Origin of the sequence: Anaerohalosphaera lusitana (assembly GCF_002007645.1) — a bacterium.
In the GTDB taxonomy this organism is placed as follows: Bacteria; Planctomycetota; Phycisphaerae; order Sedimentisphaerales; family Anaerohalosphaeraceae; genus Anaerohalosphaera; species Anaerohalosphaera lusitana.
On sequence record NZ_CP019791.1, the window covers coordinates 3,946,288 to 3,959,718 of the forward strand.

12 protein-coding genes are annotated in these 13,431 nt (G+C 53.3%); 11 read left to right on the plus strand and 1 reads right to left on the minus strand.

Translation table 11 applies throughout. The features are described 5' to 3' along the window. The first annotated feature begins 45 nt into the window (after positions 1 to 45). The 11 genes from STSP2_RS15990 (at position 46) to STSP2_RS16040 (ending at position 11,747) form a co-directional block, all read left to right on the plus strand. A complete protein-coding gene (locus STSP2_RS15990; protein WP_205847927.1) occupies positions 46 to 687 on the plus strand; it encodes a ClpP family protease in 642 nt (213 codons plus the stop codon). A gap of 62 nt (positions 688 to 749) precedes the next feature. After that, positions 750 to 1,349, plus strand: coding sequence for an ATP-dependent Clp protease proteolytic subunit (locus STSP2_RS15995; protein ID WP_335633129.1), 600 nt, complete (start codon positions 750 to 752; stop codon positions 1,347 to 1,349). Positions 1,350 to 1,360: 11 nt separating this feature from the next. Then, positions 1,361 to 1,981, plus strand: a complete 621-nt coding sequence (locus STSP2_RS16000) for a hypothetical protein (RefSeq protein ID WP_205847928.1) — start codon at positions 1,361 to 1,363, stop codon at positions 1,979 to 1,981. Positions 1,982 to 2,064: 83 nt separating this feature from the next. Further along, positions 2,065 to 3,024 carry a site-specific DNA-methyltransferase gene (locus STSP2_RS16005; protein WP_146663723.1) on the plus strand — a complete coding sequence of 320 codons (960 nt, stop codon included), beginning with the start codon at positions 2,065 to 2,067 and terminating at the stop codon, positions 3,022 to 3,024. Continuing rightward, positions 3,021 to 4,703 carry an apolipoprotein N-acyltransferase gene (gene lnt / locus STSP2_RS16010; protein WP_146663724.1) on the plus strand — a complete coding sequence of 561 codons (1,683 nt, stop codon included), beginning with the start codon at positions 3,021 to 3,023 and terminating at the stop codon, positions 4,701 to 4,703. The genes STSP2_RS16005 and lnt overlap by 4 nt, the downstream gene beginning before the upstream one ends. Positions 4,704 to 4,729: 26 nt before the next feature. Beyond that, entirely contained in the window at positions 4,730 to 5,725 is a 996-nt protein-coding gene (locus tag STSP2_RS16015) for a HEAT repeat domain-containing protein (RefSeq protein ID WP_146663725.1), read from the plus strand. A 223-nt stretch (positions 5,726 to 5,948) separates the two neighbouring features. Next, a complete protein-coding gene (locus tag STSP2_RS16020; RefSeq protein WP_146663726.1) occupies positions 5,949 to 6,797 on the plus strand; it encodes a hypothetical protein in 849 nt (282 codons plus the stop codon). 242 nt (positions 6,798 to 7,039) lie between these two features. Beyond that, a complete protein-coding gene (locus STSP2_RS16025; RefSeq protein WP_269466429.1) occupies positions 7,040 to 8,095 on the plus strand; it encodes a rod shape-determining protein in 1,056 nt (351 codons plus the stop codon). 67 nt (positions 8,096 to 8,162) lie between these two features. Beyond that, positions 8,163 to 9,017, plus strand: a complete 855-nt coding sequence (gene mreC, locus STSP2_RS16030) for a rod shape-determining protein MreC (protein WP_146663727.1) — start codon at positions 8,163 to 8,165, stop codon at positions 9,015 to 9,017. 42 nt (positions 9,018 to 9,059) lie between these two features. After that, a complete protein-coding gene (mreD, locus tag STSP2_RS16035) occupies positions 9,060 to 9,569 on the plus strand; it encodes a rod shape-determining protein MreD (RefSeq protein ID WP_146663728.1) in 510 nt (169 codons plus the stop codon). A 9-nt stretch (positions 9,570 to 9,578) separates the two neighbouring features. Then, positions 9,579 to 11,747, plus strand: coding sequence for a penicillin-binding transpeptidase domain-containing protein (locus STSP2_RS16040; RefSeq protein ID WP_146663729.1), 2,169 nt, complete (start codon positions 9,579 to 9,581; stop codon positions 11,745 to 11,747). Here the strand turns inward: STSP2_RS16040 and STSP2_RS16045 are convergent. Further along, on the minus strand, positions 11,713 to 13,431 hold the full coding sequence (locus STSP2_RS16045) for a peptidoglycan D,D-transpeptidase FtsI family protein (RefSeq protein ID WP_146663730.1): 1,719 nt from the start codon (positions 13,429 to 13,431) through the stop codon (positions 11,713 to 11,715). The genes STSP2_RS16040 and STSP2_RS16045 overlap by 35 nt on opposite strands.

Genomic DNA, 13,431 nt, shown 5'->3' on the forward strand with positions numbered 1-13,431 from the left:
TAAGTATCAGAAATCAAGAACGGCTGAATTAAAAAGGAATAAGCTATGCATTTGAGCTATCCACAACATCAGGTGCCCAAGAACATTGAACAGCACATGCAGGTTTCTTCGGGTTATCAGCGCACACGCGAGATGACCCTTAGCGATATGCTGCTTGAAAATCGCGTTGTCTTCATGGTCGGCGAGATCAACTACCCGCTGGCCACCGACGTGATCATGAAGCTTCTGTACCTGGACAACACCAAGCCGGGCTCGGAAATAAGCCTCTACATCAACAGTCACGGCGGAGCGGTTGACGACACGATGGCGATCTACGACACGATGCGTTTCATCAAATCGCCCATATCCACGTTCTGCATCGGACGGGCCCAGTCGGGCGCAGCGGTTATCCTGGCTGCCGGAGCCGAAGGCCAGAGACACGCCCTGCCGCATGCCAAGATCATGCTTCACCAGCCATGGGGCGGCGTGACCGGCCAGGCAGCGGATATCAAGATCCAGGCCGAGGAGATCCTCAAGGCCAAGGCTGAGATCAACAAGATCCTCGCCAGACACACCGGCCTAAACGCCGATCAGATCCAGGAAGAGACCGAGCGTGACAAGTACCTCAGCGCTGACGAGGCCAAGGAGTACGGCCTTATCGATGAAGTATTGCACGAACCTGAAGAAGAAAAAAAAGAAAAGAAATAGACATTTCAGCGGGTCCAGCACTGTCGGACCCGTTAAACTCAGGTATAGGGAGCATTTGCGACATGGAAATGAACCAGTTAGTACCGATAGTCATCGAAAAGACCGGCCGCGGCGAACGATCATACGACATCTACTCGCGCCTGCTCAAGGACAGGATCGTCTTCCTGGGCGGGCCTGTAGACGACAACGCAGCTAATCTGATCGTAGCACAACTGCTGTTCCTCAGTAACGAAGACAGCAAATCAGACATCCATTTTTACATAAATTCGCCCGGCGGAGCTATTACTGCGGGCCTGGCGATCTACGACACGATGAAGTTTCTCCGTTGCGACGTCGCCACCTACTGCGTCGGCCAGGCGGCCAGCATGGGTGCGGTCCTGTTTGCAGGCGGCACAAGCGGCAAGCGATATATGCTCAAAAACGGCAGGGTCATGCTCCACCAGCCCCTGCTCTCTGGCATTATGCAGGGTCCGGCGACTGATCTTGAGATCGAAGCGAAAGAGATCATCCGACTGCGCGAACGGCTGTATCAGATCCTCGCCGAACATACCGGCCGGGACGCTGAGAAAATCGAACGCGATTGCGACCGAAATCTGTGGCTCGAAGCGGACGAGGCCATCGAATACGGCCTGGCGGATTCAGTCCTCGAAAAGACCAAATAGAATGATCTGCTGTGATTGAAAGGCTCGCCATGAGGCAGCTAACGACAGTTTTGATTATTGTTTCAGCGGTTGTTATGACCGGGTGCGGAAACGGCGCCCGGTCTTCTCTTTATGACAAGGTCGACCAACTGCAGAGCCAGAACCAGGAGCTGACAAAGCAGGTTCAGCACCTCGAACAACAGAACGAAAAGCTCAGCGAAAGAGTCGATACACTGCTGGCAGTAGGCCCCGAGGCGAGAGCATCCGCCCTGCCGGCACTGGATCGGATCGAACTGAGCAGTAGAAGCGGCATTTATGACAAAGACAACGACGACAAAGCAGAGAGCCTGGTCGTCTATATCCAGCCGCACGATGAAGCGGGTGATCCGTTCAAGGCCCCCGGCAGCGTTGAAGTGCAGCTCTGGGATCTGCAGGCAGATGCGTCTGATGCGATGGTCGGCAGGTGGCAGATAAAGCCCGATCAACTCAAGGAAATGTGGGCGGGCACCTTCATGACGAACTATTACCGCTTGAAGTTTGATCTGGGTTTCCAACCTGCCGACGACAAAGAATATACCGCCAAAGTGACGTTCAAGGACTATTTAAGCGGCACTGTCTTCCGTGAACAGGCGGTCGTACAAGTCGAAGAGTAACACAAAAAATTGCAGGACAGGTCAATTTCTTAGCGCCCGCAAATCCCGCTTGCAAAAACAGGCAGGTTCCTTATCATATCGCCATGCAGAATTTCAAAAACAAGATACTGTGCGGCGACTGTATAGAAATGCTCAACGGAGTGGATGAGCCTGTTGCGGACCTGATATTCGCCGACCCCCCTTTCAATATCGGGTATGAGTATGATAAGTACAAGGATACGCTGAAAAGCGAGAAATACATCACCTGGACGCGTGACTGGATGGGCGCCTGCGTCAATGCTCTTAAGCCGCACGGCTCGTTTTACATCGCAATAGGCGATGATTATGCCCACCACATCAGGCTGATCGGCGAACAACTTGGCCTCACGCTCCGCAACTGGATCATCTGGCATTACACTTTCGGCCAGCAGACAAAGACCATGTTCGCCCGATCACACACACACATATTTTACTTTGTAAAGGACAAGGCAGATCACGTCTTCAATGATCACGCTGTACGCGTACCTTCCGACAGACAGCTCGTATACGCCGACAAGCGGGCAAATCCGCGCGGCAAGATGCCCGACGATGTCTGGAACACGTTCAGCCGGGTCTGCGGAACGTTCAAGGAACGTGAAGGATGGCACCCCTGCCAGATGCCCGAACTGCTGCTGGGACGGATAGTGTCAGTCAGCTCCAATCGCGGAGATCTGGTGCTGGATCCCTTTAACGGGTCCGGGACCACGGTAGCTGCAGCATATCAACTGGAAAGAGACTATTGCGGCATTGACATTTCAAGCAATTATGTCGAAAATAGCAGGAAGCGACTGGAAAAACTCGCCCAGGAACGCCAAAACCTCCAAAAGGACGGTGAGATCCTTGATATGCGCCAAAGGATCGAACTTAAAAGGTTCTATTTCGAAGTCAGGAAAGATGTCAGCGAAATACTGCGACGGAAGAGTCTCCTCGAGATATTCACAAAGCTGTACAATATCCGTTTGAACGAAGAACGTAAATTTGATCCTCAAGAGGTCGCAACTGCATTGCAGGGAATTTTAGATTGACTGATCATAAGCATCAGGAAACATTACGGACACTCGTCTTCTTTTCGTTGAGTGCGGGACTTTTGACCCTTATTCAGGCCCCTTTCGACGCACATTTTCTCGCCTGGATCGCACTGGTTCCGTTCGCAATGGTGTGCGCCCCGGAAGTAAGGACCTGGCGGCTGGTTTGGACCTCTTATATAGTCAGTCTCGTTTACTGGATCGGCAATCTGTACTGGATCGGCTACGTAACAGTCCCCGGATATGTGCTTTTCAGTATCATTCTGGCCCTGTACTGGCCCGTTCTCGCCCTGAGTGTTCGATATATCCAACGCAAAGGTCTGCCCCTATTTGCCTGCCTGCCTATTCTGTTTGTTGGCGCCGAAGCTTGGCAGGGATTATTATTTACGGGCTTCAGTTGGCGTCTGCTCGGTCACAGCCAGTACCAGAATCTCACTGTCATTCAGATAGCGGACATATTCGGCGCACTGGGAGTATCTTTCCTGGTAGGCATGGTCAACGGACTCATCACGGACCTGGGAATATCGCTTACTCAGGGCAAGGTCATGCGTTTTTCCAATCTTTTCAAAGTTGCTATGGTAGGTGCAGCCGTTTTCTGCACGGTCGACTACGGCCGAATGCGGCTGGATGAGACACCGCTTCACCTCACCGAAGGACCGGCCGTGGGATCGGTTCAGCCCAATATCCCCTCTCACATCAAAGAGGAGGTCGAATCGGGCGAAAAAATTATGGACGAGCTGTTGATCAGCAGCGAGAAATGCTACCAGGCCGGTGCGGAAATGGTCGCCTGGCCCGAAACAATAGTGCTCGCGACAATGAACAAGGATTTTCTGCGTCATCTCAAGCCCGGCAGCAGGGCTCTGAAATTTAATGACAGAATAAGCGAATTCGTCTCAGGCAAGGGATATCTGCTCATGGGCGCCCACAGTGCCGAGGTTGGCATTCGTGATGGAAAATACGACGTGACGGACAGGTGGAACAGTGCACTGCTCTACAAACCCAACGGCAAGCAAGCTGCACAGCGGTATGACAAGATCCATCTTGTACCATTCGGCGAGTTTATCCCTTTCAGGGGCACCTTCATCGCTGATTTCATCACCTGGCTTTCTCCTTATGACTATGACTACAGTCTGGAACACGGTGACGAGTATACTGTTTTCGAGATGGACAGCAGCAAGGGCAAATTCAATTTCGGTGCCATGATCTGCTATGAGGACACAGACCCTCGTATAATACGCCGAATAGTGGGCACACAGGGCGTAAAACGTGCTGACTGGCTGGTAAACTTGAGCAATGACGGCTGGTACGTCAGATTTGACAACGGCAAGATCATCCCAAGCGTTGAATTACCTCAAAGAACGGCCATCACCGTTTTCAGATGCGTTGAAAACCGCATTCCCGTTATCCGCAGCGTTAATACGGGCATAAGCTGCCTTATAGACAGCACCGGAAAGATCCGCGACGGCTACGTAGAAGGCAACCTGCCGGTTGAGGCGATGGAAAGACAAGGAGTGGGCGGCTATTTCGTCGATAACATACCAGTTGACTCAAGGATAACTTTTTTCAGCAAATATGGGCAAAAACTCGATATAGTATGTGGAGCAGCGTTCGCTCTGACTGCCTTGATCGTTCTGGTCGCTGATTTCAAACGATATCGTCACGAGAAACGCACAGCATAACTGATATTTTGTTGAAAAGGGTTAGCATGAGAAAACTCACATACTTAACGGCTGTTTCGATGATGGTTTTTCTGCTTGGATGCGAAGCCGAACAAGTCTCGACTCAAAATGGCAATGCACTCAGAGAACCGGTCAACATCCGGGAACTCGAACCAACCGCGATCCGGGTCGTAGAAACCAGCCTCAGTGACGAAAACCCCCGCATCAGAAGTCATGCCATCGAAACGGTTGTCAAATGCAATCGGCGTGAAATGATGCCCATGATAATCGACCGGCTCGAAGATGAATCTTTTCCCGTTAGATTCGCAGCAGCAATGGGGCTTGGTGATGCAAACTACTCGGCGGCAAAAGAGAGCATCCGCCCCCTCTTGAAGGACCAAAACCCGCATGTCAGGCTCTCAGCCGCATACGCTTTGAGCCGGATGGGTGAGCCTAACCACGAAAAGCTTCTGGTCAAGACACTCAAGAGCCCAGACAAGTCTCTCAAAGCCAACGCTGTTTTGCTGCTTGGCAAGACCGAAAAACGGGAATATATAAACGATCTGTACGCAGTTGCTCAGGAACCCGAAACATCTGAGCAGGTGATCATGCAGGCACTCGAAGCCATAGCGATGATCGGTGATAAGGACGTTTACCGCCAGCTTTGGCCCTTACTGATAAGCAAATATGCTGACGACCGCCAGATCGGTATTCGGGCAATGGGTGCCCTCGGCACTTCGGATGCCGAAGATGCGATCATTACAATGCTCGAAGACGAAGTAACCGAGGTCAGATTATGCGCCGCCGAGCAGCTTGGCAGAATGGGCAACAGGGTCGGCAGACCCGAGGTCCTGGACTATCTCAAGGACCGCCAAACAGATGCTTACACGATTAGCAAACGGCGGGCAGACTTTACAGCGGCCCTGGCGATAGGCAGGATCGGCGGAAGTGAGCTTACCAGATTCCTGCCCGGATTGCTGGAAAGCGACTGGCAGCACATACGGCTAAATGCTGCCGGCTCCGTGCTGCTGCTGGTAAGATAGCAAAGCGGTCCGCGAACCTCGGAATAATCGCGGTTCAAACGAACAATTTGGCCGTAAATCCATAATTTACAATATATTATGCTCGTATAAAAATATCTTGACCTTGACTGGGCTGTGACGTACAATTCTGGTTAAATTTTTAAATGGCGCAGTCGCCTTGCGCTTTGCATTGAGCGGTTGTCGAGGTCAGAATTGCAATTTTTAGAAAGTGAAGGAGTTTAGTTTGAGTACTCTTACTAAGGTTTTGATAGTGCTGCTGTCCTTTGGTGTCATTTTCCTTTGTGCCACGACAGTAAGCTATGTCTCGTCAACAAGTACCGCGCAAAGTGATCTTGAGGACCTGCGTACCGAATACAAGGCCCTTGAAGGTGACAGACTGGCCGCAGAAACGGAACTGAACCAGGTTCAGGCACAGGCAAAGAAGCTGGAAGAGGAACTCCAGGCAGAGATCACCGAGCTTCGCAAAGAAAACAACATGCTGGCAGTCGACAAGCGTACCGCCGAAACCGCAAGCATGGAATATCAGAGCAAGTATACTAATCTGGCTTCCTCGCTGGAAAGCCTGGAAAATACCATCGGCAATCTTCAAACTCTGCTGGCTTCCACTCAGGACCAGCTCGAAGATACGAGGGCTCAGAGCATCAGGGACCGCAAATACCTCAATGAGACGACAGAAGAGCTGATGGCAAAGACAGTCAGGCTCGAATCACTGCAGGCCCGTCTCAAGCAGGTTCTGGAGCAAAAACAGACCCTCGAAGAACAACTGGCGGGCGAAGAGGTCACTGTTGCAACGGTGACGCCTACTCCAGGTGAAATCGCAAAGCCCGCCGGACAGGTAACGACAACACAGCCTATTCGCGGCCTGGTCACTGAAGTACGCGAGAATCTCGTCGGTATCTCCGTTGGAGCGGCGGACGGCGTAAAAGAAGGCCAGACATTCCATGTGATTCGCGGAGAGGAATTTATCTGCAATATCGAAGTCACAAATGTCGATACTAGCAAAGCGGCGGGTGTACTTGAGCTGGTTGAGCAGAGACCCCGAGTTGGTGATAATGTTACTACAGAGCTTTAATTCCTATGGCAGCTAACAATAAAAGAGTCTCGGCAAGCGACATATATACAGCGATACTGGGTTTGGCTACGGCTGCGGTAATCGCAACGGCAACCTATGTAGCGATCATGAATTACATGAATTACGATCAAGTCTTGTAAGTCGGAACGAACCTTGCAAGCTCCAGTAGTAGGCCAGGCAGGCCAGGGTTGACCGATCGGAGGCGGGCTTCACGGCGAATGAGCTAATTGAAGGGAATCACTGTGATACTGGACACTATATTAGGCTGGTTCAGCACCGACATGGGCATTGACCTGGGCACCTGCAACACGCTGGTGTGCGTCCGTCATGAGGGGGTTGTCCTGAACGAACCGTCAGTGGTAGCGGTACGCAAAGGCACAAACATCGTTCTAAATGAAGGCGAGGCCGTCGGTCTTGTCGCACGCGACATGCTCGGCAAAACTCCCGGCTCGATCACCGCTGTCAGACCGCTTAAAGACGGCGTTATCAGCGACTTCGAGATCACCGAGCGTATGCTCAGCTATTTCATTCGAAAGGTCCACGGCCGAAGAGGCTTCATGCGGCCCCGCGTCGTCATATCCGTTCCCAGCGGCATCACCGCGGTCGAACGCAGAGCAGTTATCGACAGTGCAGAACGAGCAGGCGCAGGCAAAGTATATCTCCTGGACGAACCAATGGCGGCCGGTATTGGTGCGGGCCTGCCGATAACCGAACCGACCGGCTCGATGATCGTTGACATAGGCGGCGGTACTACCGAAGTCGCGATCATGAGTCTAGGAGACATCAGCACATGCGAATCAGTACGTGTCGGCGGCGACAATTTCGACGAAGCCATCATCAACCATCTCAAACGAACATACAACCTGCTCATCGGCGAACCTCGTGCCGAACAGGTCAAAATACAGATCGGCTCCGCAGCTCCTCTTGAACAGGAACTGACAATGGAGATCGCAGGCCGGGATACGATCTCGGGCTTGCCTCGAAAGATCGTCATTACAAGCGAAGAGATCCGCGAAGCTCTGCGCGAACCGATTGCGGGTATCATCGAAGCGGTAATGCAGACGCTTGAAAAGGCCGAGCCCGAACTCGCAGCGGACCTGATCGAGAACGGCGTACATCTGTGCGGCGGCGGATCACTACTGCGGGGCATGGACAAGGTTATCTCCAACGCAACCGGCCTAAAGGTGATCGCGGTAGAGGACCCCCTTTCATGCGTAGCAAGGGGAACCAGCGTATTCCTCGAAAACCTCCACCTGTGGAAGGACACTCTCGACCAGGAAGGTTATGCCTGGGAGTAGTCGGGGCAGGGGTGCCGATCGACCGCGACACAGTTTTTCAAGTTCCAATGGGGTATAAAGCTTCCTTATGGCAAGTCGGTACAGGAATATTTCCAGAGATTCGATCTTCACGAGCCTTTTGATCCTCGGGATTATCGTTCTTCTGATACCGCACAGCCATACCAAAGTAATCAACGAGGTATTCGAAAGCACTTTCCGCGAAATATTGAGCATGGGGCCTCGCGAGAATCCATGGCTGGGGAAGTTTGAACAAACAAAGGGCAGTTCCGTCAGTAAAGAAAAATATGCCCGGCTGCAAAGTGAATATCAACGAGTCCGAAAAGAGCATGCAAATACGCTGGCCCAGCTAAGAGAAAGCCACCGCAGATTTGAACAGCTTTCCGGCATGCAGAGCAAACTGCCCGACGTAGGAAGCGGGCTGTCACTCTCTCAGATAGTCAACAGTCGCCTCAACGGCAACAGGCGTGAACTGATCATCAACCGCGGACGCGATACAGGTCTGCGCCCCGGCCAGTACGTCATAGGCAACGATGCGATGATAGGAATACTCGCCGAAGTTGCCGAAAGCACCTCCCGCGTCAGGCTCGTAACCGACAGTCAGCAGAACACGGAAGTGCTCATCCGCAGCGAAGGGTCTGATAAGAACATCAGGGCACAGCTCTTCGGAGACGGAGCCGGCAAGTGCAAGATCAAGCTGCTGCCCAGGGAGCATAAAGTCAGAGAAAATGATCTGGTGTACGCCGCGAACGATCGCGAATTCCTCGAGACACCGGTAGTAATAGGCTACATCGAAAAAGTAACCCCCGACGAGCAAAAGCCGCTCTTGTGGGACATTACCGTTGAACCCTTTTTCGATGTCGATGATCTCGACGAGGTCGCGGTAATTGTAATGCAGCCCGACATCCTAGGACAGATGGAGTAACAGTTAAATAAGCAAAAATCGTTCAACTTCGATTATTCGCAAATGAAGTGGATAGTATTTATAATCCTGCTGATCACATTCGCACTGCTGGACGCCGGCAATGCGCTGAACTACATTGCGCTCGGCGGAACCAATATCCGTCCCGCCATGCTGCTGATCTTGATGCTGTTTTTCGCGATCAACTGCGAAAGGCACACCGCGATACTTGTTTCTTTCGCGGCCGGATTCATGGCCGACGCCGCAGGTTTGACCGTGGGCCCGCACATCGTAGCGTTCGGCATCATCGGATACGTCGCCTCAACTCTTCAGCGAGACATGGTCATGCAAAGCTATGTGCGGCAGTGCTTTACGATACTCATAATTGGTGCGTTTGCGTTGGCCGGGGTACGCGGGCTGATGATGCTCAAACCGGACCTGCAAACAGCATCAAACTTGACGGCCCTGATCGGCACGATCATATACTCAGCAATTGCCGGCCCCCTTGTCTGGACCGTACTCACATGGCTTTCGCCCCTGGTGGGTATCGACCGACTGCGATCGAACAGGATATAGCGTTTCGATATGTATAAACGAAGACTTCACATTTTCATCGTACTCTCGATACTGGTCACCAGCGCAGGCGTTGCCAGGCTGGCATTTCTGCAGATAGCCGCCAAGCGTCAGGCCCGTGAAGAGATAAGGCTTTCACGAATTCTCGCGCCGATCCAACTGCCCACAGTTCGAGGCAGCATACTCGATCGCAACGGACGCATCCTTGCGGTCGACCGCCCCGCTTTCCACGTCCAGGTCAACTACCAGCTTACCCGACTGCTGGACGAAAGATTCTGGCAGGCCAATATTCTCAAAGATATCGCTGGGGGCGACAAGACGATCGAACAGGCAGAGACCGACCTGCGTGAATACTATGCAGAGGACATCTCCAGGCTCATGCAGATCATGGAACGGTGCGCTCAGATGGCGGACACCCCGATCAGCGACATCGAACAGCGGATACGCGACATCAACGACGAAGTGTGGGCCCTGCGAGAATTCTTCGCATGGCGGCGCAAGTTTCCTGAATCCGAGCTCAAAGACAAATATGCCGCAAAAGGCAGGTACGTCCCAAGATGGGCGGCACTCGAGGATTTCCGCGAAAAGGTCCCGGACCGCGGCGAGAGGCTCAAGCTCGCTCTAAAGGAAGATTTGCTCGAAATGCACAAGGATTATGCACTGGTCGACCTCGCCAGCGAAGAGGACCTGCTCGATGCCCAGCTTGAGTTCGCGGACATAGAGGAAGTCAGCATCGACCCCGAGACGAACAGGGAGTATCCCTATGGCAAAACTGCGTCGCAGATAATTGGCTGGGTCGCCCCGCCGCAGGAGAATGACAAGGAACTGTTCGAAGAGGACAAATATTCGCGATACCTGCCCGACGACACTGCCGGCCGCGGCAACGGCGTCGAAAAAGTATGTGAGGTGATCCTCCGCGGCAGACGCGGCGAAAAACAGTACGACATGGACGGCAGGTTGATCGGCGAGAAGGAAACCATCTTCGGCAAGGATGTGCAGCTTTCACTTGACATCGAGCTGCAGCAGGAGGTCGAGGGTTTACTTAAGAGCAACAGCCTTGATCCGAATGTAACGACAGGAATGGGCGCGGTCGTGCTGGACGTCGCGACGGGCGATGTGCTGGTGATGGCGTCAGTGCCGGGATATGACCCCGCGAATGTGCGGGCCGAATACGGCAAGCTCCTACAGGCACCCGGAAAACCGATGCTCAACAAATGTTTGCAGGAGCATTACCCGCCCGGCTCGACAATGAAACCGTTCATTCTGCTGGCCGGACTGCAGCACGGACTCGTCATGCCGGATGAACCGATAAGCTGCCCGCCCAGACCCGCACCCAAGGGCTGGCCCAACTGCCTCATTCTCCGTAAATATGGTTTGTGCCATGACACTCGCTGGACCAACAACGCACGCAACGCCATCAAGGGAAGCTGCAACGTTTATTTCTCAAAACTGGCGGATCGTTTTGAAGCTGACGATCTGCAGGAATGGCTGTACAGTTTCGGCTTCGGACGCAAGCTGCTGGACGGCCCTGAATTCGGTGAAAGGCTTGACGAACTCCGCAGGCAGAAAGGTACGAACCGCAATCTGAGACAGACCGCCGGCTCGATATCTTCTGCAATGGGACCTTTCCCAGGTGACGATCTCGAGGACCTGCCCCCAATCCGCAATTATGAAAAACGCATGTTCGGCATCGGTCAGGGCTCGGTCCGTGCGACGGTGCTTCAGGTCGCCAACGGCATGGCCATGATCGCAAGGCACGGCATATTCAAAAAACCCCGACTGTTCCTCAGCGAATCCGACCCGATGAACTCCTACCAACGTGACCTCGGTATCGAGCCGGCCAAAATCGACGCAGTGCGCGAGGGAATGTACGCGGTCGTCAACGAAACCGGCGGTACCGCCAGAAAGGCTTTCGTCGACAGTTCACTGCTCGAAAACCAGAGCCTGAAAATCTTCGGCAAGACCGGCTCGACGGAAAAACCCTACAATGCATGGTTCGCAGGCTTTGCAGAGGATGATTACGGGCGTGCCATCTCGTTTGCGATAATCGTCGAAGGCGGTACTAGCGGTGCGGGCGACGCGGCACCGATCGGCGAACAGATCATACAGCTATGCAACAGCCTCGGCTACATAGGCGAAAAAAAGGCTAGTCCTCTTGATCATCTTCTGGCGGGACCCTGAGGTACGGCAGTGTCTTTTCGAGTATCTCTTTGACCACCGGCGCCGCCACACGTCCGCCGCTGTAACCCTTCCGCAGCGACTTGTCTGGCTTGCGCACTGAAACGAGAATTACCACGCGTGGATCATCTGCCGGCGCTCCCCCTGCAAAAGACGCTACGTAGTTCGTTTCATCATATCCGCCGCTGGCGATATTCGCGGTACCTGTCTTGCCGAAGACCTGCCATTTCTCAAGATCGGTCGCCGTTCCCGTGCCGTCTTCAACGACCTCTACCAGCGCTTCCGTGCGGACCCAGTCGGCAACCTCGGGTTTGAGTATATAGCCTGCCAGCGGTTTATCGTTCGACAGTTCCGTCACTTTGCCGTCCTGATCCACGACCGCACGAACAAGGTGAGGCCTGACCGCCCTGCCGCCGTTAGCGAGTATGCAGTAGGCCCGCGCGATCTGAATGGCCGTCACTGTAACTTCATGGCCGAACGGCACACGCGTAATACTGTAGCCGTCCCATTTCTTCAACGGTCGAACGACTCCGCTTTCCTCACCCGGCAAGTCGATACCTGTCTTCTGCCCGAAGCCGAACAGCTTCACACCGTCATGCAGCTTCTTCTTGCCCATTTTCTGACCGATCTTCGCCATGCCGATATTACTTGACTGAGCAAGTATCTCTTTGACGGTCAGGTTCCCGAAACGGTGATTGCCCCACTCTCCGATCCTGCCGAACCCCTTGCCGGAATAATTCCCCCGTTCACAGAATATCTGCTCGTGATAACCGATAACGCCCTCATCCAGAGCCAGCGCCGCGACGATCGGCTTGAAGATACTGCCCGGCTCGTAAGGGTCTGTAAGTGCGCGGTTTCTGCGCCAGTCGGTCTCGGATGAATTGATATCAGACGGATCAAAGTCCGGCACCGACACCATCGCAAGGATACCGCCCGTCTTAGGGTCCATCACAACGGCCACAGCGGATTCGGCATTGTACTCTTTATATTGTTTATAGATTGCTTCACGAGTGAACTGCTGGATCGTCGCATCCAGAGTGAGGACCAGCCCCAGCCCATCCTGCACAAGTGATTTGGGCTGCTTTTTACCGATCGGCTTGCGGAACGCATCCACCACGAACACGTCCTTTCCCTCTTTGCCCGCCAGCACATCATTGTATTTCAGCTCCAACCCCGCCTGTCCCTTCTGGTCCCAGCCTGTAAAACCTGCCACATGACCAAAAAGACGGCCCATGGGATAGTATCTCTGCCAGTCGGTCTTGACGCCAACCCCCTCCAGCCCCGTCTGCGTCGCGGATATGCGTTCATCGGGGGAAATATCTTCCTTTATCTTGACATAGCCCGGATTTGCGCTTTCGTCGATAATGCGCGATATTTCATGACCCGGCATTTGAAGTATTTCCTGAAGCTCGACCGCAGCCTGGTTGCGTCTATCATCCGAGTCAAGCTTTCTGGGCTCAACGAACAGCGTGTCGATTCTGTTGCTTGCTGCGACTATCCGCCCCCTACGGTCCACTATGATCCCCCGTTGCGGCGTTTCAGTGATCACAGCATGCTGCTGACGCTGTGAATTTTCGCGGTAGGTCGGGGCCTTGATCTTCTGGAGGTAGTAAAGACGTGAGACAAGCAGACCGAAAATGCAGATCAACAAGACGAATATTGAACTAGCGATGTGCCTTGTTTTCAT

What these genes read in the sequence shown, in the direction of transcription:
- STSP2_RS15990 (WP_205847927.1), top strand. Translation starts at nt 46, where the DNA reads ATGCATTTGAGCTATCCACAACATCAGGTGCCCAAGAACATTGAACAG.
- STSP2_RS15995 (WP_335633129.1), top strand. Translation starts at nt 750, where the DNA reads ATGGAAATGAACCAGTTAGTACCGATAGTCATCGAAAAGACCGGCCGC.
- STSP2_RS16005 (WP_146663723.1), top strand. Translation starts at nt 2,065, where the DNA reads ATGCAGAATTTCAAAAACAAGATACTGTGCGGCGACTGTATAGAAATG.
- STSP2_RS16015 (WP_146663725.1), top strand. Translation starts at nt 4,730, where the DNA reads ATGAGAAAACTCACATACTTAACGGCTGTTTCGATGATGGTTTTTCTG.
- mreC (WP_146663727.1), top strand. Translation starts at nt 8,163, where the DNA reads ATGGCAAGTCGGTACAGGAATATTTCCAGAGATTCGATCTTCACGAGC.
- mreD (WP_146663728.1), top strand. Translation starts at nt 9,060, where the DNA reads ATGAAGTGGATAGTATTTATAATCCTGCTGATCACATTCGCACTGCTG.
- STSP2_RS16040 (WP_146663729.1), top strand. Translation starts at nt 9,579, where the DNA reads ATGTATAAACGAAGACTTCACATTTTCATCGTACTCTCGATACTGGTC.
- STSP2_RS16045 (WP_146663730.1), bottom strand. Translation starts at nt 13,431, where the DNA reads ATGAAAACAAGGCACATCGCTAGTTCAATATTCGTCTTGTTGATCTGC.